We start from the raw sequence: 20,667 nt of genomic DNA on the forward strand, positions 1-20,667 counted from the left end.
TTTACATTCTATATTTTCTCTCTTCTAAAATTTGAAGACCAATACACCGGCTGTAGCAATATTAGGAGTACCAATCAACACTTTTGCTCCTTGAGGAAGTGCAAACTGATAAGGCTGGTCACTATAGTTTAGCACTATACCTAATCCGTTACGGTATTCCATTGTCACACCGTAAGGTAAATTCATTACTTCGATTTGCAGACGACTATACAACTTATCCAAAACCTGACGCTCCAAAGCCCCGTCTGAACTGTCTACTCCGATATAAGTCACAGACCCCTTTCCTAATTTACGGAAAGTAACCGCAGGTTTTCCTTCATAAAATTCATTCGTATAAGTAGCCCAAACCTCATTGGAAGCACTGGGTTGCAAAATCTCTCCCCAAGTATTCCAAGTATAGATTTTTCCATCCATCTTTACTTGTCCTGGATCTTGAGGCAACAACAAATCATAAAACTCCATGTGATTTCCAGTCAACTCATCAATCATTGAACCAAAAGGAGCCTCCGGTAAACGTCCAAAACGGTCTTTCTGTGCGGTACGGCAAGTCAGCACCAAGTTTCCTCCTTCTTCCACATATTTTTTCCACCTTGCTACCAGTTCTTTATCGGCCAACTGATATGCCGGAACTATCATCACCGGATATTGTGAGAAATCTTTCTCTTCAGAAATAAAATCTACAGGAGCTGCATAAGACTTAAGTGTACGATAATATTTATCTACATGAGCAAAAGTATTCCATGTTGCATTCTGTTTCTGACGATCAATGCTCCAATAATTTTCCGGATTCCATAAAATAGCTGTCTTCCGTTTCAGATAGGTTTCCGGTTTATCTTCCTTCGGGCGATAATCTTTTCTCAAAGAACGGATTTCTTTCATAAACTGTTCATACTCTCGTCCGCCTGGTGTCACAGTTACACCGTCTGTGCCCACAATACCATAATGGTACTGTTCAGTTCCATACAAAGGCTGACGATAGCGATACGTACAGATAAAATCAGAGCCTCCGGCAAATACACTCCATAACCACAAACGGACAGCACCTGGCAAGGGTTGAGGGTTGATACTTCCCCAGTTTACCTGTCCCGGCTGCAACTCCATTACCCCGTAAGTACCGTCTACCGGACGGAAAAAATCATTTGCCATGGCAATCCGTAAAGGATTTCCCACACGATATCCTCTACGACCGATACCTTCATTGTCACCATATACCATATAGCGGGTATAGCTGACAAAATCCAGGTCCTTGCTACCTCCAATATGTCCTTTATCATAATCTGGAATATAATTGGTAGTCACCCACTGGTTCTTGGCATATTTCTTGATTAACCTGCATTGTTCATTCAAGAAATCATTAGTCTGCTTGGCTGCAAACCGACGATAATCCAGAATCTGATGATGATTCATAAATATCTGGGCAGTTTTAGGTAAGGTGATTTCCTCAAACCGAGAATAGACTTCACTCCAGAAGGCAGTGCCCCAGGCTGCATTCAGTTCCTGAATATTGTGATGGTATTTTTCTTTCAAGAATTCCCGGAAAGCTTCTTCTGCTGCCTGATTATAATCAAATTGTACAGTAGGCTCATTATCCAACTGCCAGCCAATTATGCGCGAATCCTTTCCATAATGGCGGGCCAGTTCTTCAATCATACGATAAGCGAGTTTCCGGTAAACAGGAGAAGCAAAAGAAGCATGCTGGCGTGCCCCATGATCTTGCACAGTGCCATCTTCGGACTTCAGCAAAATCTCCGGATATTTACGGCTTAACCATACAGGAGGAGTAGCTGTAGAAGTGCACATCACGACCTTCAAATCATATTTGGCCGCCAAGGCAACTGCCCGGTCCAGCCAAGAAAAATCATATACCCCCTCCTGTGGCTCAAGCTGCGCCCAAGCGAATTCTGCAAAATGAGTAAATTCAAATCCTAGTTCATGCATCTGTTTCAGGTCGCGTTCCCATTGACTTTCATCCCAATGTTCCGGATAATAATAAGCTCCTGTCAAGGTCAAATCTTTGTCATTAAACCAGGTATGCTGAGCAAAAACTCCCCCATAGAACAAGCACCCGCATACCATTGCAAGCAAACGTTTTTTCATCGTATTCAAGTATTAGTTTTGAAATGTATTACTCTTGCAAAGGTAGAAGGAAATCACAATCAGCCTGCATGATAGCTCATTTTTTTCAGGAAAGTGTATGATAATCGAGGAACATGTATAATAATCCATGCTCCTTTCAATTCAAGATGCGTAACTTTGCTGAAACAAGGACAACATTTTATCAAGAACTATGAATTCACTGAAATCATTTGTGACTGGATTTTTTTTATGGAGCATTTTGGGGGGAATTTCTGCTCAAAACAAAGCACTTTCTTTCTCTATGCCCGATGGTTCAGGTACACTCAGACTAGGCATTATTGAAAACGACTCAAGCCAATGGCTGGATGAGAAACAGACACAGCTGCATATCGATTGCCATCCACTCAGTGATACAAAAGGATTCATTCTAGAAATCGAAAATAAGAGAGAAGATATCACATTGGGATGGGCTTTTGGAGGATGTGATGCGACCACTCCAGAAACAGATATTGAACCTCAATATTGCAAAGACAATGTTTTCAATGTAGAAGGTACACAAGTTACAGTCTACCACGGAAAAGTTATGCAACTAAAAGTGACCAATCTTATAGTTCCCTCAGCTTCTTCCATTCGTTTATCCGACGGACACAAGCAAGATACTCCGTTGGCACTTTTCACATCTGGAAAGAAAACGGATGCTCCCGTACTGGCAGCAACCTGCCTGATTCGTAAAGGAGAAAAAGTGTACTTCTGTGCATACAAGCAAAATGCAAAGGCCGACTATGCCGACTACATGTTACCAGCATTGTTTTACCAAGAAAAGCAACAACCATGAATAAGAAAATCATCATTTGCTTGTGGATTTTGTTTCTCTGTACAAACATACTGCAAGCAAAAATTTATAACGTAAAAGATTTCGGAGCCGTAGGCGACGGACAGCACATTGATTCTGAAGCCATCAATCAGGCTATCGTGCAAGCTGCCCGCGAAGGAGGGGGAACAATATATGTTCCTGCTGGAAAATATGCCTGTTATTCTATCCGACTTGCCAGCCAGATTCATCTGTATCTGGAACAAGGTGCTACAATTGTGGCTGCTTTCCCTACGGCCGAAAAGGGATATGACAAAGCAGAATCCAATCCCCATAACAGCTATCAAGACTTCGGACACAGTCACTGGAAGAATTCCCTTATCTGGGGAATTAACCTGGAAGATATTACAATCAGTGGTCCAGGAAAGATTGACGGAAAAGGATTGACACGCGAAGAAAGCCGACGCGACGGAGTAGGCAATAAAGCCATCAGTCTGAAAGAATGCAAGAATGTTACACTGAAAGATCTGTCTATGTTTCGCTGCGGTCACTTTGCCCTACTGGCTACTGGAGTAGACAACTTGACCATCGATAACCTGAAAGTAGATACCAACCGTGACGGATTTGACATCGACTGTTGCAAAAATGTACGTATCAGCCGATGCAGCGTCAATACTCCATGGGATGATGCTATTGTACTAAAATCATCTTATGCGTTAGGCTACTTTAAAGATACAGAAAACGTAACAATCTCCGACTGTTACGTCAGCGGATACGATCGCGGAACTATGCTCAGCGGTACTTGGGAACTGGATGAGCCTCAGGCACCGGACCATGGCTACCGTACAGGACGTATCAAACTGGGTACAGAATCTAGTGGAGGATTTAAGAATATCACCGTAACCAACTGCATTTTCGAACATTGCAGGGGACTGGCTTTGGAAACGGTAGACGGAGGGCATCTGGAAGACATCGAAATCAGCCATATCACCATGCGACACATTGTCAATGCCGGCATCTTTCTCCGTCTGGGGGCCCGTATGCGAAGCCCCGAAGGAACTCCAGCCGGAAGCATGAAGCGCATCCGTATCAGTCACATCAATGCATACGATGTAGATTCCCGTTATTCTTCCATTATCAGCGGTATCCCTAATGGGATTATAGAAGATGTTACCTTCGACCATATTCACTTGTATTATAAAGGAGGATATACAAAAGAAGATGGAAAAAGAGAGCTTCCGGAACAAGAAAAGGTATATCCTGAACCATGGATGTTCGGTACTATCCCGGCAAAAGGCTTCTACATTTCACATGCTAAGAATATCTCGTTTCATCATATCAATTTCTATTATGAGAAACCGGATGGACGTCCTTTATTCGTAACCAAAGATGTAGAAAACATCCGCTTTACAGATATTCGGGAGAATGGAGAAGACGTTTCAATCACAATAAATCAATAATCAAATATCACATAAAATGAAGACACAAAGGAAATGGCTCATGGCATTGGCTGCCTGCAGCCTGGGAGTACTCAGCTCCGCACAAACGAATTATGATTTCAGTAAACTGCAGCGAGAAAAACTCGGAAGAGGAGTTGTCGCCGTCAGAGAGAATGCACAAAAAGTAGCAGTTTCATGGAGATACCTTTCTTCCGACCCAATGGAAACCGCATTCAATGTTTACCGGAACGGAAAAAAGATTGCACAAGTTCCAGCTGGAACAGGAACTTTTTATACAGACAATTATGCAGGAAACCAGAAGGCGGTCTATACAGTAAAACCTGTAGTCAATGGAAAAGAGACTTCAAATGAAGGAAGCTATACCCTTCCGGGAAATGCTCCTTCAGGATACATTGACATTCCACTGGACAAACCCGCAGACGGTGTCACACCTGCCGGAGAAAAATACAGCTACAGTCCCAACGATGCCTCCATCGGAGATGTAGATGGAGATGGAAACTATGAAATTATCCTGAAATGGGACCCATCAAACGCACACGACAATGCACACGATGGTTACACAGGAAACGTATATTTCGACTGCTACCGCTTGACCGGAGAAAAACTATGGCGCATTGATATGGGAAAGAACATACGTGCCGGTGCTCACTACACCCAGTTTATGGTATATGACCTGGATGGAGACGGAAAAGCTGAAATCGTGATGAAAACTTCCGACGGAACCATAGATGGAAAAGGAAAAGCAATCGGAGATGCCACGGCCGACTATCGTGAACCAGGAAATCCCAACCAGCCTAAAGGAGGAGATTTTCCTCCCAATGACCCTCGAGGTAAAGGAAAACCTACAGACCCTCTTCGTAACCAGGGACGTATATTGACCGGAAATGAATACCTGACTGTCTTCAACGGACTGACAGGCGAAGCTATGCAAACCATTGACTATATTCCATTACGTGGCGATTTGAAAGGCTGGGGAGACGAGCGTGCCAACCGTAGTGACCGTTTTCTGGCATGCGTTGCTTACCTGGACGGAGTTCATCCTAGCGTAGTCATGTGCCGTGGATATTATACACGTACCGTACTGGCTGCATTCGACTGGAACGGAAAAGAACTGAAAAACCGCTGGGTATTCGACAGCAACAACCCGGGATGTGAGAAATATGCCGGACAAGGCAACCATAACCTCCGTGTAGGAGATATTGATCAGGACGGATGCGATGAAATCGTATATGGCTCTTGTACATTCGACCACGATGGAAAAGGACTTTATTCCACAGGAATGGGACACGGAGATGCCATGCACCTCACTCAATTTGATCCGGCTTCAGCCAGTCTGCAAGTATGGGCCTGCCATGAAAACCGGAAAGACGGTTCTTCATTCCGAGATGCAAAAACCGGAAAAGTATTGCTTCAATATCCCGACAAGACCGATGTAGGACGTTGTATGGCTGCCGAAATTGACCCGACAAGTCCCGGTGTAGAAATGTGGTCACTAGCCTCAGGAGGAATTCGTAACATCAAAGGAGAAGTAGTGGCAGAAAAAGTTCCCGGACTGTCTTACAACATGGCAGTATGGTGGGATGGCGACTTGCTCCGTGAACTGCTTGACAAAGGAAAAGTAAGCAAATACGACTGGAAAAACAAACGCTGCGACACAATCTTCACATTTGAAGGATGCGCATTTAACAATGGTACCAAATCTAATCCCTCACTTCAGGGCGACCTTATCGGTGACTGGAGAGAAGAGGTGCTGGTTCGTACCGAAGACAATAAGTCCCTCCGCTTGTACGTAACCACAATTCCTACTGAGTACCGCTTCCACACTTTCCTGGAAGACCCTGTATATAGAATCAGCATTGCTACACAGAACGTGGCTTACAACCAGCCTACCCAGCCTGGTTTCTATATCGGACCGGAACTGAAAGGCACTTTCAGAGGATATACATTCAAATAACCCATTACGCTTACATTTAAAACTAGTTATATGAATAAACTCGTCTTAAACTTCGCACTGCTGGCGGCTCTTTCTGCCGGTCTTAGTGCCCATGCACAAAAGAAAAAGGAAGTCATCAATGACTCCAATACTCCACTTCATCTTTTGCAGCCTGATTATCAGGTAGGATATGGTATTGTATCAGCAGAAGACATCAAGAAAGACATGGACCGTGTCTTGAGATACCTGGAAAGTAACACACCGACCAGAGTGGTTGACAAACGCAACGGAAAAGTCATTACCGACTATGCGAACATGGATACCAATGCACAATTGGAAAGAGGTACTTTCCGTCTAGCCAGTTATGAATGGGGAGTTACTTATTCCGCCATGCTGGCTGCTGCAGAAGCTACGGGTGACGAAGCCTACAAAAAATATGTATACGACCGCTTCAAATTCTTATCAGAAGTAGCTCCTTACTTTAAGAAAGTATATGAAAAATACGGTACAACCGATGCACAGATGCTTCAGATTCTGACTCCTCACGCCTTGGATGATGCAGGAGCCGTATGTGCGGCAATGATGAAGGCACAGATGAAAGACAAAAGCCTGAAATTGCAGGACATGATTGACAATTACTTCCATTTCATCATGTACAAAGAGCATCGTCTGGCCGACGGAACATTTGCCCGTAACCGTCCTTACCACAACACATTGTGGTTAGACGACATGTTCATGGGCATCCCCTCTGTTGCTCTGATGGGACGCTATGCATCCGACCACAATGACAAATATTATCAGGAAGCCGTACGCCAGATACTGCAGTTTGCAGAGCGCATGTTTGTTCCGGAAAAAGGCTTGTTCCGTCATGGATGGGTAGAAGGTATGAAAGATCATCCGGCTTTCCACTGGGGACGTGCCAACGGATGGGCTATTCTTACTATGTGTGAAGTGCTGGATGTACTTCCGGCCGACTATCCCGGACGCGATAAAATTATCAGCCTGTTGCAGGCACACGTTCGCGGACTGGCTGCCTGTCAAAGCAAAGACGGTTTCTGGCACCAGTTGCTCGACCGCAATGATTCTTACCTGGAATCTTCTGCCACTGCCCTCTACGTATACTGCATGGCACATGCCATCAATAAAGGATGGATTGACGCCATGGCATACGGTCCGGTAGTGCAACTGGGATGGCATGCCGTATCTTCTGCCATCAACGCCCAGGGACAGGTAGAAATGACCTGTGTAGGAACCGGTATGGGATATGACCCGGCATTCTATTACTACCGCCCGGTAAATGTATATGCAGCCCACGGATATGGTCCTGTCATCTGGGCCGGAGCCGAAATGCTCAATTTACTGAAGCACCAGCATCCGCGTATGAACGACAGCGCCGTACATTTCTATCCTACAGAACAGCAGACGAAAGAACCTATCTTCTTCTATTCTGAGCCGGGAAATCCACGTGAATTTGTAGCAGGAGTAAGCCGTATCAACGAAAAGAGTCCTGTCGCTTTCCTGATTGGAGACTCTACCGTAAAATGTGGAGCAGGCAACGGAGAAGATAACAAATGGGGATGGGGAAGCTATGTGCAAAACTATTTTGACACGACCCGCATCAGCATTGAAAACTGTGCATTGGGAGGAAGAAGCAGCCGTACTTATTTCACGGAAGGTCTTTGGAACCGTGTACTTCCTGCTATCAAACCGGGTGATTATGTATTGATTGATTTCGGACACAACGACGGTGGCCCGATGAATACCGGACGTGCACGCGCTTCTTTGCCAGGCACTGGAGATGACTCTAAAAAAGTAGTCATGGAAAAAGACGGAAGCACAGAAGAAGTATACAGCTTCGGCCACTACATCCGTATGTATATCCGCCAGGCAAAAGCTAAAGGAGCAAAAGTCATCGTGATGTCACACACTCCGGGTAACCGCTGGACCGACAATCACATGAACCGCTGCGATAAGACTTACGGCAAATGGTCAAAAGAAGTAGCAGAACAGGAAGGTGTAAGCTTTATTGACTTGAACGACCTGACTGCCAAGAAATTTGAAGCCATGGGAAAAGAAAAGACTGCCGCTTACTATGCAGACTCTGTACACAACACTCAGGAAGGTGCTGTATTGAATGCAGAATCAGTGGTAGAAGGTATCCGTTCGCTCCAGAACTGCGACCTGAAAGACTATCTGAAATAAGCATTTACAGATAAAATCAATGCCCCGCACTGCCAATTCAGTGCGGGGCATTTTTTATGAGATGCTATTTCTTTTTTATTTCTGGAATTCAGCCCAGTCTGTCAAACGCATATCACCTTTATTGATAAACACCTGATGCATACCCAACGCAGCAGACAGGCTGTGACAGGTTTGTCCTTTCGTAGAAATCTTCAAGTAATCCCAAAGCAGCTGCTTGTAATCAGGATGTGCACAGTTTTCAATCACCGCTTCCGCACGTTCCATCGGACTCTTTCCGCGTAAATCGGCTATACCCTGTTCAGTAATAATAACATTTACCGAATGCTCGCTGTGGTCCAGATGAGAAACCATCGGTACAATAGAACTGATACAACCTCCCTTGGCCGTCGACGGACAAGAGAAAATAGAAATGTAGGCACTGCGGGTAAAGTCGCCGGAACCTCCGATACCATTCATCATCTTGGTTCCACAAATATGAGTGGAATTGACATTTCCATAAATATCTGCTTCAATGGCAGTATTCATAGATATCACACCAATACGACGAACCACTTCCGGACAGTTGGAAATTTCAGAAGGACGCAACACCAGTTTATGACGGAAAAAGTCCATATTATCGTAAATATCTTGCAAACAATCATTCGTCACACTCAAAGAGCAAGTGCTACCAAACTTGATTCTACCCTCTTTCACCAGTTTAATAACGGAATTCTGAATCACTTCAGTGTACATCTCAAAAGGAGGAATGCTGGGATCCTTACCCAATGCGCTCAACACGGCATTGGCAATATTTCCTACTCCCGATTGTAAAGGAAGGAAGGTAGAAGGAATAATTCCCTTACGCATATCTGAAGCTAAAAACTCAGCCACATTCTGACCAATTTTATCCGTTACTGGGTCAGATTCATGGAAACCACGTGCCTCATCCGGTATATTCGTTTCTACCACCCCCACAATCTTGGAAGGATCGACCTGAACATAAGGAAGACCAATACGGTCGCTAGGACGTACGATAGGAATCGGACGGCGATAAGGAGGACGCTCCATTTCATACAAATCGTGCATGCCTATCAGGCTTTTACTATGCGCCGCATTCAATTCCACAATAATTTTATCAGCCAATCGAGCGATAGTAGGTGTAATACCTACTCCTGCAGTCAGGTAAATACGTCCGTCTTCCGTAATTTCACAAGCTTCTATGATGGCTACATTCACATGCCCCAAAAAGCCAGAACGCAAACGTTGAGCCACTTGTGAGAGGTGAATGTCTGTATAATTGATTTCGCCGTTATTCACAGCCTTGCGGAAATCTGTATTAGTGGTATAAGGAGCACGGAACTTAATGGCATGCGCACGTGTCAACATCCCGTCACAAGAATCTCCCGTAGAAGCTCCCGTTATCACACCTATCTGAAAAGCTTCTCCCCTTGCATGCTTTTCTTCTGCTATTTTCGCTAACTCTGCAGTCACAGCTTTCGGACTTCCGGCAGGGGTGAAGCCACTCAGTCCAACAATGTCTCCATCCTTAATATAGCTGGCAGCTTCGGCTGCCGTAATAAAGTTAAAGCTCATAGTATCAAGTGTTTTTTATGTTAGTATTAAAAAAGTTAGTCAATCAGTCATATTTACGACGAAAAATTTCAGAATAGATAAAAGCCCTCCGTGCATCTGCTGCATTACGAAAAGCTATTTCAGGCTTCTGCTCCTCTTTTTTCGGTACATTCAATGCTTGTTCTTTCGGAGTGGAAGGTTTGACAGAAGTGTATCTCCGTTTCTTCCTTGCTTCGGGTACAGGAGCTGGTATCACTTCTTCAGGAATCTCCTCTTCTACAGAAAAAGATGCTGTCGGAGGTGCCTGTCTTACGGTCTTTGCACGCTTCGGCTTCTTCTGTTTTTGAGTCCTGGCCTGAAAAAGTCCCCAGCCAATTATACCTAAAAAAACAAGAACTTGAATTATATCCATAAATATTAAGTGTTAAGGTTTTCTTCAAAGATACGAATAAAATCTATATCTCCCACCCTTTTTATGGAAGTTAACCAAGAAACAGATATCTTTGCAAGCAAATTTTTAATATAGAAAACCTTATGACAAAAGAAGCTACAGGAGCAGACTTTAAATCTGCAACTGAACACGAAAACAAGAAATTGTTTATCGAGACCTACGGATGCCAGATGAATGTGGCAGACAGTGAAGTAATTGCATCTATCATGCAAATGGCTGGATATTCTCCTTGCGACACACTGGAGGAAGCCGATGCCGTATTCATGAACACCTGCTCTATCCGCGACAATGCGGAACAGAAAATCCTGAACCGACTGGAGTTTTTCCATTCTTTGCGCAAAAAGCGAAAAAACCTGATTGTGGGCGTACTGGGATGCATGGCCGAGAGAGTGAAAAATGAGCTGATAGAAAAGCATCATGTAGACCTGGTAGCTGGTCCGGATGCCTACCTGACCTTGCCCGACCTGATTGCAGCCGTAGAAGCAGGCGAAAAAGCCATTAATGTAGAACTCTCTACTACGGAAACTTACCGTGACGTGATTCCTTCACGCATTTGCGGAAACCATATTTCAGGCTTTGTTTCCATCATGCGAGGATGCAACAATTTCTGCCATTACTGTATTGTACCTTATACACGCGGACGTGAACGTAGCCGTGACGTAGAAAGTATCCTGAACGAAGTACGCGACCTGCAACGAAAAGGCTATAAGGAAGTAACCTTGTTGGGACAGAACGTCAACTCATACCGTTTTGAAAAAGACGGCCAGACAGTAACCTTCCCTATGCTGCTCCGTATCGTGGCCGAAGCGGTGCCCGACATGCGCGTACGTTTTACCACTTCACACCCCAAAGACATGAGTGACGAAACGCTTCATGTCATCGCAGAAGTGCCCAATGTATGCAAGCACATCCACTTGCCCGTACAGAGCGGAAGTTCACGCATCCTGAAACTGATGAACCGTAAATATACCCGTGAATGGTACCTGGAAAGAGTGGCTGCTATCCGGAGAATTATCCCCGACTGCGGACTCAGTACCGATATTTTCTCGGGCTTCCATTCTGAAACAGAAGAAGACCACCAGATGTCTTTGTCGCTGATGCGCGAATGTGCTTACGACTCGGCTTTCATGTTCAAATATTCTGAACGCCCGGGAACATACGCTTCCAAACACCTTCCGGATGACGTACCCGAAGAAATCAAAATCCGCCGACTGAATGAAATGATTGAACTGCAGAACCAGCTTTCTGCCGAAAGCAATGCCAAAGATGTAGGAAAAACTTTCGAAGTATTGGTAGAAGGTGTATCCAAGCGCTCTAAAGAACAACTGTTCGGTCGTACGGAACAAAATAAAGTAGTAGTCTTTGACCGTGGCAGCCATCGCATCGGCGACTTTGTAAAGGTAAAAATTACAGAGTCCAGTTCTGCTACTCTGAAAGGCATAGAAGTAACTGAATAATTCTTACTGAAATAGTTTGGAGAAATCTCAATAAAAACCTGCAAGCATTTTTTTCAAGATGCTTGCAGGTTTTTTACGTTTCACAAGGCGGAAACTTACGTTTCCGGCATGAAAAACATAGGTTTCCGCTCCGCAAAACATACGGTTCGCGCGAGGAAAACCTAAACAATTACAGCACGTATACTGCTTTATACAAGTCTGTTTTTTTTAATTACTTTCTCTTCCGGCCTCCGGCATTACCAGCCAGAGAATCAGATAAACCAATCCACCGGAAAAAGCCGTAAAAAATGTGGCCAGCACATAAATAATACGTACTAAAGTAATATCCCATCCAAAATAATCGGCTATTCCAGCACAGACCCCACCTATCATACGATTGTTTGACCGTGTCAATCTCTTTTTCTCCATAATCTATTGGCAAATATTCATTATTCGGGGCTAAGTTACAAAAAACATACATAAAGCATCCTATACTCTTAAAAACTTTTAAAGAAAATCATGGCATAGGCTTTTTATTTGTTATTTTGCAGCAAATTAGGGAATAAAGTGAATATACTGAAAATAGATAAATGTCCACTTTGTGGAGGGAACCACTTTGAAGAGGTAATGACATGCACAGACCACTATGCTTCCGGTGAGTCTTTTCAGATTTGTCGTTGCAAAGACTGCGGTTTCCAGTTCACTCATCCTGTTCCGGTTGAAGCAGAAATAGGACGCTACTACGAAACTCCAGATTATATTTCACACAGCGATACACACAAAGGGTTAATGAACCGTGTATATCACTGGGTGCGCCGTGTTATGCTTGCCCGTAAAGCACGCCTTGTCAAGCATAATTCCAGATTAAACCAGGGCAGCCTGCTGGACATCGGTACAGGCACAGGCTATTTTCCGCATTTCATGCAGGAAAGAGGATGGCACGTTTCTGCCATCGAAAAAAGCCCTCAAGCCCGCCAGTTTGCCAAAGAGCACTTTGAACTGGACGTGGCAGCTCCGGAAGCCCTCAATGAATTCGCCGACAAATCGTTCGATGTAATTACATTGTGGCATGTCATGGAGCATCTGGAACATTTAAATGAGACCTGGGAAACACTGAAGCGTATTCTGAAAGATCAGGGTATACTCATTATAGCCGTGCCCAACCCCACTTCATTCGATGCAGAGAAATACAAAGAAATGTGGGGTGCCTACGATGTTCCCCGACATTTGTGGCATTTCAGCCCTTCCGTTATGCAGCAGTTTGGAGCCAAACACGACTTTATTCTCTGCGAGCGACATCCGATGCCTTTTGATGCGTTTTACGTATCTATGCTGAGCGAGAAGTACCGGAAAAGTGCTTTCCCGTTCCTAAAAGGCCTGATTGCCGGAACGGAAGCATGGATTGTTTCACTGGCTAAGAAAGACCGAAGCAGTTCCATGATTTATGTATTCAGAAAAAAATAAGAAATTATGAGTCAGAAGTCGGGCAGTCTTTTCGATATGCAATTCATTACCTCCTGCATCAGTACGATGCTGGTACTGCTGTTGTTGGGTATGGTGGTCTTTTTTGTTATGACCGCCAATAATCTTTCTGTATACGTACGTGAGAATATCAACTTTTCCGTTCTCCTCAACGACGACATGAAAGAAGCAGAAGCCATCCGCTTCCAAAAACAGCTGGAAGAAGAGCCTTTTGTAAAGCAGGCCACCTACATATCAAAAGCACAGGCCCTGAAGGAACAGACAGAAGCCATGGGAACAGATCCGGCTGAATTCTTAGGCTATAATCCGTTTACGGCTTCCATCGAAATCAAGCTCAATGCAGCATATGCCAATTCTGACAGTCTGAGCTGGATTCAGGAAAAACTGCTGGACAATAAAAAAGTCATTGAAGTAAATTATCCGCAGGACCTGATTGACACCATCAACCAGAACATACGCAAAATCAGCATGTTCCTGTTAGGGCTGGCTGCTTTGCTCACCCTTATTTCATTTGCATTGATCAACAATACCATACGGCTGACCATTTACTCCAAACGTTTTCTGATTCACACCATGAAACTGGTAGGTGCAAGCTGGTCATTCATCCGGCGACCGTTCATTGTCAGAAATGTATGGATAGGCATTCTTGCGGCGGCTATGGCCAATGCCCTGCTTATCAGTATGTCCTACATGCTCGTCAACTATGAGCCGGGACTGCTGGAACTTATTACTCCGGAAGTTATGCTTTGCGTAATGGGTACTGTTTTTATCTCGGGTATCCTCATCGCCACCTTATGTGCCTACATCTCCATCAACAAATATTTGAAGATGAAAGCCGGAGATTTATATCGCCTTTAATGTTCAAACTAAATAGACAAAATTCATTATGGACAAAAAAAGTTTTGCTTTTGATAAAACAAACTTCATACTGCTTGCCATAGGTATGATAGTCATTATCATCGGATTCCTGTTAATGAGCGGACCAGGCTCCACTGAAACAGCTTTTGAACCGGATATTTTCAGTGTACGCCGCATCAAAGTAGCTCCCGTTGTTTGCTTTTTGGGATTTATTTTCATGATTTATGGCATTCTGAGAAAACCTAAAGACAAAGAAGAAACAATTACTAAAGAATAAATGCAATGAGTTGGTTTGAAGCCTTAATTTTAGGAATTCTGCAGGGACTGACAGAATACCTCCCCGTAAGTAGTAGTGGACACCTTGCCATCGGATCGGCCTTGTTCGGCATTCAAGGTGAAGAAAATCTGACTTTCACTGTAGTGGTTCACATTGCTACCGTACTGAGTACACTGGTTATCTTGTGGAAAGAAATTGACTGGATTTTCCGGGGATTGTTTAAATGGAAAATGAATGACGAGACCAAATATGTCATCAACATTCTTGTGTCAATGATTCCTATCGGCATTGTTGGAGTATTCTTTAAAGATTACGTAGAAGAAATTTTCGGCTCCGGTTTGCTGATTGTAGGATGCATGTTGTTACTGACTGCCGTTTTACTGGCTTTTTCTTATTACGCCAAACCTCGGCAGAAAGAAAAAATCAGCCTGTGTGATGCATTCATCATCGGCCTGGCGCAAGCTTGTGCGGTCATGCCGGGATTATCACGCTCAGGAAGCACCATCGCTACCGGACTGATTTTGGGAAACAAGAAGGAAACACTGGCACAATTCTCTTTCCTCATGGTTATCCCCCCGATTTTAGGAGAAGCACTGCTTTCTGGAATGGAAATTGTAAAAAATGCTTCAGCCGCTAATGCAGAAATCAGTATGGGTGCACTTATTATTGGTTTCTTAGCTGCTTTTATTTCAGGTTGCGTAGCTTGCAAATGGATGATTAACATTGTAAAGAAAGGAAAATTGATATGGTTCGGCGTATATTGCGCCATTGCCGGAGTAATTACAATTGCGTGCAGTCTGCTGGGATAAGCAGCCTCAACAACAATTTACAACCAAAGAATGAATTTCAAAGAAGGAGAAGTATTATATTTTGACAAGCCACTGCGATGGACCTCTTTTGCCGTGGTCAATAAGATAAGATACCACATCAGTCGCAAATTAGGAGTAAAGAAAATAAAAGTAGGACATGCCGGAACGCTCGATCCGCTGGCCACCGGAGTGATGATTATCTGTACCGGAAAGGCCACAAAGCGTATTGAGGAGTTCCAGTATCATACAAAAGAGTACATTGCTACTCTCCAGCTGGGAGCAACCACTCCCTCATTCGACCTGGAAAAGGAGATTGACGCGACTTACCCTACCGACCATATCACCAAAGAAATGGTCGAAGAGACATTGAAAAAGTTTGTCGGCACCATTGAACAGGTACCACCGGCATTTTCCGCATGCAAGGTAGACGGGAAGCGTGCATACGACCTGGCTAGAAAAGGAGATGAAGTAGAACTGAAACCCAAGATTCTGGTCATTGATGAAATCGAATTGCTGGAATGTAACCTGCCGGAAATTAAGATACGGGTAGTCTGCAGTAAAGGTACCTACATACGAGCTTTGGCCAGAGACATTGGTCAAGCACTGCAAAGTGGTGCCCACCTGACTGGTCTGATACGTACACGGGTAGGAGAAGTAAAGTTGGAAGACTGCATGAAAGTGGAAGATTTTGAAGCCTGGCTCGACCAGCAAGAAATAGAAGTTATAAACGATTAAGGAAAGAAAGGAAGAAGATGAAACTGTCACAATTCAAATTCAAGTTGCCGGAAGAAAAAATCGCTCTTTATCCGGCTAAATACAGAGATGAATCCCGCCTGATGGTAATTCACAAGTCAACCGGAGAAATTGAACATGTCAATTTCAAGGATATACTGAACTATTTCGACGACAAAGACGTGTTTATCTTTAACGATACCAAGGTCTTTCCTGCTCGTTTGTATGGTAACAAGGAAAAAACAGGTGCCCGCATTGAAGTATTCCTGCTCCGTGAGTTGAACGAAGAGCTGCGCTTGTGGGATGTACTGGTAGATCCGGCCCGTAAAATCCGTATCGGTAACAAGCTGTATTTCGGCGACGATGATTCTATGGTGGCCGAAGTAATTGACAATACGACTTCTCGCGGACGTACACTCCGCTTTTTGTACGACGGTCCTCATGATGAATTCAAGAAGGCTTTGTATGCCTTGGGAGAACCTCCATTGCCTCCTTTCATCCATCGTCCGGCAGAACCGGAAGACGAAGAACGTTTCCAGACTATCTACGCCAAAAATGAAGGAGCCGTTACCGTACCGGCAGCCGGTCTTCACTTCAGCCGTGAACTTATGAAACGTATGGAAATCAAAGGCATTGACTTCTCTTTCATTACCATGCACGCCGGATTGGGCAACTTCCGCGACATCGATGTGGAAGATTTAACCAAGCATAAAATGGATTCAGAGCAGATGTTCGTCAACGCGGAAGCCTGCCGCATCGTCAACGAAGCCAAAGACAGAGGCAACAAAGTATGCGCCATCGGTACTACTGTGATGCGTGCCATTGAAACAGCTGTGGGTACAGACGGCCATTTGAAAGAGTTCGAAGGATGGACCAACAAGTTTATTTTCCCTCCTTACGACTTCTCAGTAGCCAATGCCATGGTAAGCAATTTCCACATGCCGCTTTCTACCATGCTGATGCTTGTATGTGCTTACGGAGGATATGAACTAATCATGGATGCTTACAACATCGCACTGAAAGAAGACTACCGTTTTGGAACATACGGTGATGCCATGCTGATTCTGGATAAATAAACCATCATTCTATGGCAACAGTTTATCTGGGATTAGGTACAAACCTTGGCAATAAAGAAGCTAATTTACGTACCGCCATCTATAAACTACAGGAAAGGATAGGGAAGCAAGTTTCCCTATCCTCTTTTTATGAAACAGCCCCTTGGGGATTTGAATCAGACCACAGCTTTCTGAATGCAGCAATCGGCCTGGAAACCAATCTCTCCCCTATCGAAGTGCTTCATATCACGCAGGAAATAGAGAAAGAACTCGGCAGGACAAAGAAATCAGTCAACGGCAGCTACAGCGACCGGCTCATTGATATTGATATTCTTTTATACGACAATCTCGTACTTCAGACACCTGAACTTACGGTTCCTCATCCATTGATGACGGAAAGAGATTTTGTAATGAAACCGTTAATCGAAATTGCGGGAAATGCAATCCACCCCACCCTTCAAAAAACATTGTCAGAACTATATCAGGAATGATTTACCGACAGGCAGGAGCATAAAGCTATGTTAAAAAGAAACTGAAATTGTAATTATTCCAATTTATATCACTATCTTTGCAGCGAAAATAAAAGTGGAAAGATTTGAGTAGCTTGCAACCACGGAAAAAAATGCTAAAACACATTGTTATTTCCCCGAAGATTACTTCTCTACTCTGTCCGTACACGGATAAAAACAAACCATTAACAATTTTAATTTACCACAACAATGGGATACTTATTCACATCCGAATCGGTGTCTGAAGGACACCCCGACAAAGTGGCCGATCAAATTTCGGACGCTGTGCTTGACAAACTGTTGGCTTACGACCCCAGTTCAAAAGTAGCTTGCGAAACTCTGGTAACTACCGGACAGGTGGTACTGGCAGGAGAAGTGAAAACCAAAGCGTATATTGATTTGCAGCGCGTAGCACGCGAAGTGATTAATAAAATAGGCTATACCAAGAGCGAATACATGTTCGAAGGTAATTCATGCGGTGTATTCTCTGCCATTCACGAACAGAGTCCTGACATCAACCGTGGAGTAGAACGCGAAGACCCGATGAATCAGGGAGCAGGCGACCAAGGTATGATGTTCGGTTATGCTACCAACGAAACTGAAAACTACATGCCGTTGTCGCTCGACCTGGCACACAAGCTGCTAATGGTATTGGCCGACATCCGTCGTGAAGGAAAGGTGATGACTTACCTTCGTCCGGACTCTAAGAGCCAGGTAACTATCGAATACGATGACAACCGTCGTCCGGTACGTATTGATACCATCGTAGTATCTACCCAGCACGATGAATTTATCCAGCCGGAAAATGACTCAAAAGAAGCTCAATTGAAGGCTGACGAGGAAATGCTGGCACAGATTCGCAAGGACGTAATTGAAATCCTGATGCCGCGTGTCATTGCCGAAATCCACAACCCGCAGGTACTGGCTTTATTCAACGACCAGATTAAATACCACGTAAACCCGACAGGTAAGTTCGTGATTGGTGGTCCTCACGGTGATACCGGACTGACTGGCCGTAAGATTATTGTAGACACTTACGGTGGTGCCGGAGCTCACGGAGGAGGTGCTTTCTCAGGAAAAGACCCCAGCAAGGTAGACCGTAGTGCTGCATACGCTGCACGCCACATTGCCAAGAACCTGGTAGCTGCCGGAGTAGCAGACGAAGTATTGGTACAGGTTTCATACGCCATCGGAGTAGCACGTCCGATCAATATCTACGTAAATACTTACGGACGTAGCAATGTAGCTCTGACCGACGGAGAAATTGCTAAGAAAGTGGATGAAATCTTCGATATGCGTCCACGTGCCATCGAAGAACGCTTGAAACTGCGCAACCCGATTTATAGCGAAACTGCTGCTTACGGACACATGGGCCGCGAACCGCAAATCGTTACCAAACATTTCGAATCGGTTTACGAAGGCAACAAAGACGTAGAAGTGGAACTCTTCACTTGGGAGAAACTGGATTATGTAGACAAAGTGAAAGAAGCTTTCGGACTGAAATAAGCTGAGATCTTCCACTAACCATACAGAGGGCTTGATACATCAGAAGATGGTCAAGCCCTTTTTGCTGGCACAACGGTTTGGCTATGCACTCACCTTTACCTATCTTTGCAAAAACTAAAAAGACCATGAACGATATCAAGAATATATGCGTATACAGTGCTTCCAGCACTAAAATTGATTCTATCTATTTCGAAGCAGCCGAAGAACTTGGAAAAATTCTTGCACAAAAGCACATCAACCTTATCAACGGAGCCGGATGCCTGGGACTGATGTGCCGCATCAGTGACGCGGCTCTTGCTGCCGGAGGAACCGTAACCGGTGTCATTCCCCGGTTCATGGTGGAACAAGGCTGGCACCATAAAGGACTGACCCGGCTGATAGAAACGGAAAGCATGCACGAACGCAAACAACTGATGGCCGATTTGTCCGACGGAGTCATTGCCCTGCCCGGAGGATGCGGCACATTGGAGGAATTACTGGAAATCATTACCTGGAAACAACTTGGACTATACCTGAAACCCATCGTCATACTGAATACCAACGGATTTTATAACCCACTGCTGGAGATGCTTCAACAAGCTATTTCCCAAAACTTCATGCGAAAGGAACATGGAAACATCTGGCACGTGGCACAAACTCCCGAAGAAGCTGTAAATTTATTATATACCATCCCTCACTGGAGCAAAGAAATTCGTAAATTTGCCGCAATATGAACAAGTTCTGCCATACCGGTTTCTCACAGATTCAAGAACTCTACAACCAGCACGTAGAGCAAATAGACAGTGCACTGCAGCATTGTAAGGAAACACCGTGTACAAACGGTATGGCAGGAGAACCTGTCCCTTATCAGTTACGCAATGACTTTGCAATTACAGGTATTGTGTTTCTTTGCTTCTTTTTGGTCACTTATTCCTTAAAAAACGGACAAAAATACCTGTATCAACACATCAAAAGCTTTTTCCGGCATAAAGAACGAGCTGGACTCTTTGATGAGAGTTCCGGATTTAACATTCGCTACACCCTCACTTTAGGCGGTATAAGTTGCATATCTGCCGGGTTATTTGTCTATGATTTCTTCTCTAAGACCGAACCTTTTCTATTTCAGACAGTTTCACACTATGCCATTCTGTTTGTCTACATTTTCTGCATCTTACTCACCGTTGTAGGGAAAACTGCTTTATATCAATTTGTTAACTGGATTTTTTTTGATAAAGAAAAAAACAGCACCTGGATTTCGGCCTATTTTGATTTGCTTTCTGGAGCCGCATTTGTTTTATTTCCTCTATCCTTGCTTATTGTCTATTTCAACTTAGACTTTAATTTTTCTAAAACCTTCGTATTCATTGCAGTAGTCAGTTTCAAAATATTGTTATTTTATAAGTGTATTAGGAACTTTTTTAATCATTTCCATGGCATTTTACATTTAATTCTGTACTTTTGCACCCTCGAAATCATACCCTTACTTTTCCTCTGGAAAGGATTGATATATATAAATAACATTTTGATTTTAAAATTTTAG

At 44.0% G+C, this 20,667-nt stretch carries 19 protein-coding genes and 1 pseudogene; 16 read left to right on the forward strand and 4 right to left on the reverse strand.

Annotated elements, in window-relative coordinates; genetic code table 11:
• Positions 1 to 24: 24 nt before the first annotated feature.
• A complete protein-coding gene (locus tag BACPLE_RS05235; protein ID WP_394357916.1) occupies positions 25 to 2,076 on the reverse strand; it encodes a beta-galactosidase in 2,052 nt (683 codons plus the stop codon).
• Between the two features lie 211 nt (positions 2,077 to 2,287).
• Here BACPLE_RS05235 and BACPLE_RS05240 point away from each other — a divergent pair, with 211 nt between their 5' ends.
• The 5 genes and pseudogenes from BACPLE_RS05240 to BACPLE_RS19675 all read left to right on the forward strand — a co-directional run bounded on the left by BACPLE_RS05240 (position 2,288) and on the right by BACPLE_RS19675 (position 8,482).
• A complete protein-coding gene (locus tag BACPLE_RS05240; RefSeq protein WP_007559557.1) occupies positions 2,288 to 2,911 on the forward strand; it encodes a DUF4450 domain-containing protein in 624 nt (207 codons plus the stop codon).
• Positions 2,908 to 4,347, forward strand: a complete 1,440-nt coding sequence (locus tag BACPLE_RS05245) for a rhamnogalacturonidase (RefSeq protein ID WP_007559559.1) — start codon at positions 2,908 to 2,910, stop codon at positions 4,345 to 4,347. The genes BACPLE_RS05240 and BACPLE_RS05245 overlap by 4 nt, the downstream gene beginning before the upstream one ends.
• Positions 4,348 to 4,363: 16 nt before the next feature.
• On the forward strand, positions 4,364 to 6,301 hold the full coding sequence (locus BACPLE_RS05250; RefSeq protein ID WP_007559562.1) for a rhamnogalacturonan lyase: 1,938 nt from the start codon (positions 4,364 to 4,366) through the stop codon (positions 6,299 to 6,301).
• A gap of 30 nt (positions 6,302 to 6,331) precedes the next feature.
• Positions 6,332 to 7,720, forward strand: a pseudogene (locus tag BACPLE_RS19670) (glycoside hydrolase family 88/105 protein); the annotation flags it as partial.
• An 81-nt stretch (positions 7,721 to 7,801) separates the two neighbouring features.
• Positions 7,802 to 8,482, forward strand: a complete 681-nt coding sequence (locus tag BACPLE_RS19675) for a rhamnogalacturonan acetylesterase (RefSeq protein ID WP_235777907.1) — start codon at positions 7,802 to 7,804, stop codon at positions 8,480 to 8,482.
• Between the two features lie 75 nt (positions 8,483 to 8,557).
• Here the strand turns inward: BACPLE_RS19675 and BACPLE_RS05260 are convergent, their stop codons facing one another.
• Both BACPLE_RS05260 and BACPLE_RS05265 read right to left on the reverse strand, forming a co-directional pair.
• Positions 8,558 to 10,054: an acetyl-CoA hydrolase/transferase family protein gene (locus BACPLE_RS05260; protein WP_007559566.1), complete on the reverse strand. Its 1,497-nt coding sequence runs from the start codon at positions 10,052 to 10,054 to the stop codon at positions 8,558 to 8,560.
• A gap of 43 nt (positions 10,055 to 10,097) precedes the next feature.
• Positions 10,098 to 10,445: a hypothetical protein gene (locus BACPLE_RS05265; RefSeq protein WP_007559568.1), complete on the reverse strand. Its 348-nt coding sequence runs from the start codon at positions 10,443 to 10,445 to the stop codon at positions 10,098 to 10,100.
• A gap of 122 nt (positions 10,446 to 10,567) precedes the next feature.
• Here BACPLE_RS05265 and miaB point away from each other — a divergent pair, with 122 nt between their 5' ends.
• Positions 10,568 to 11,941 carry a tRNA (N6-isopentenyl adenosine(37)-C2)-methylthiotransferase MiaB gene (gene miaB, locus BACPLE_RS05270; RefSeq protein ID WP_007559570.1) on the forward strand — a complete coding sequence of 458 codons (1,374 nt, stop codon included), beginning with the start codon at positions 10,568 to 10,570 and terminating at the stop codon, positions 11,939 to 11,941.
• Positions 11,942 to 12,148: 207 nt separating this feature from the next.
• Here miaB and BACPLE_RS05275 read toward each other — a convergent pair whose 3' ends face one another.
• The gene (locus tag BACPLE_RS05275) at positions 12,149 to 12,349 is read right to left on the reverse strand and encodes a PspC domain-containing protein (RefSeq protein WP_007559572.1); all 201 of its coding nucleotides are present in this window, start codon (positions 12,347 to 12,349) and stop codon (positions 12,149 to 12,151) included.
• A gap of 138 nt (positions 12,350 to 12,487) precedes the next feature.
• Here BACPLE_RS05275 and BACPLE_RS05280 point away from each other — a divergent pair, with 138 nt between their 5' ends.
• The 10 genes from BACPLE_RS05280 to BACPLE_RS05325 all read left to right on the forward strand — a co-directional run bounded on the left by BACPLE_RS05280 (position 12,488) and on the right by BACPLE_RS05325 (position 20,667).
• Positions 12,488 to 13,384 (forward strand): class I SAM-dependent methyltransferase, encoded by an 897-nt coding sequence (locus BACPLE_RS05280; protein WP_040312431.1) that lies wholly within the window; start codon positions 12,488 to 12,490, stop codon positions 13,382 to 13,384.
• Positions 13,385 to 13,390: 6 nt separating this feature from the next.
• Positions 13,391 to 14,260 (forward strand): cell division protein FtsX, encoded by an 870-nt coding sequence (locus tag BACPLE_RS05285; protein ID WP_007559575.1) that lies wholly within the window; start codon positions 13,391 to 13,393, stop codon positions 14,258 to 14,260.
• Between the two features lie 28 nt (positions 14,261 to 14,288).
• Positions 14,289 to 14,537, forward strand: coding sequence for a DUF3098 domain-containing protein (locus tag BACPLE_RS05290; protein WP_007559577.1), 249 nt, complete (start codon positions 14,289 to 14,291; stop codon positions 14,535 to 14,537).
• Positions 14,538 to 14,542: 5 nt separating this feature from the next.
• Entirely contained in the window at positions 14,543 to 15,346 is an 804-nt protein-coding gene (locus BACPLE_RS05295) for an undecaprenyl-diphosphate phosphatase (RefSeq protein ID WP_007559579.1), read from the forward strand.
• 30 nt (positions 15,347 to 15,376) lie between these two features.
• Positions 15,377 to 16,081, forward strand: coding sequence for a tRNA pseudouridine(55) synthase TruB (gene truB, locus BACPLE_RS05300; protein ID WP_007559581.1), 705 nt, complete (start codon positions 15,377 to 15,379; stop codon positions 16,079 to 16,081).
• A gap of 17 nt (positions 16,082 to 16,098) precedes the next feature.
• Positions 16,099 to 17,154, forward strand: coding sequence for a tRNA preQ1(34) S-adenosylmethionine ribosyltransferase-isomerase QueA (gene queA / locus BACPLE_RS05305; protein ID WP_007559583.1), 1,056 nt, complete (start codon positions 16,099 to 16,101; stop codon positions 17,152 to 17,154).
• An 11-nt stretch (positions 17,155 to 17,165) separates the two neighbouring features.
• Positions 17,166 to 17,624 (forward strand): 2-amino-4-hydroxy-6-hydroxymethyldihydropteridine diphosphokinase, encoded by a 459-nt coding sequence (gene folK, locus BACPLE_RS05310; protein ID WP_007559585.1) that lies wholly within the window; start codon positions 17,166 to 17,168, stop codon positions 17,622 to 17,624.
• A gap of 228 nt (positions 17,625 to 17,852) precedes the next feature.
• Positions 17,853 to 19,148 carry a methionine adenosyltransferase gene (gene metK, locus BACPLE_RS05315; protein WP_007559587.1) on the forward strand — a complete coding sequence of 432 codons (1,296 nt, stop codon included), beginning with the start codon at positions 17,853 to 17,855 and terminating at the stop codon, positions 19,146 to 19,148.
• A 125-nt stretch (positions 19,149 to 19,273) separates the two neighbouring features.
• On the forward strand, positions 19,274 to 19,861 hold the full coding sequence (locus tag BACPLE_RS05320) for an LOG family protein (RefSeq protein ID WP_040312433.1): 588 nt from the start codon (positions 19,274 to 19,276) through the stop codon (positions 19,859 to 19,861).
• Positions 19,858 to 20,667 carry a DUF4271 domain-containing protein gene (locus BACPLE_RS05325; RefSeq protein WP_007559591.1) on the forward strand — a complete coding sequence of 270 codons (810 nt, stop codon included), beginning with the start codon at positions 19,858 to 19,860 and terminating at the stop codon, positions 20,665 to 20,667. The genes BACPLE_RS05320 and BACPLE_RS05325 overlap by 4 nt, the downstream gene beginning before the upstream one ends.

The sequence above is a fragment of the Phocaeicola plebeius DSM 17135 genome (assembly GCF_000187895.1).
Taxonomy (GTDB): domain Bacteria; phylum Bacteroidota; class Bacteroidia; order Bacteroidales; family Bacteroidaceae; genus Phocaeicola; species Phocaeicola plebeius.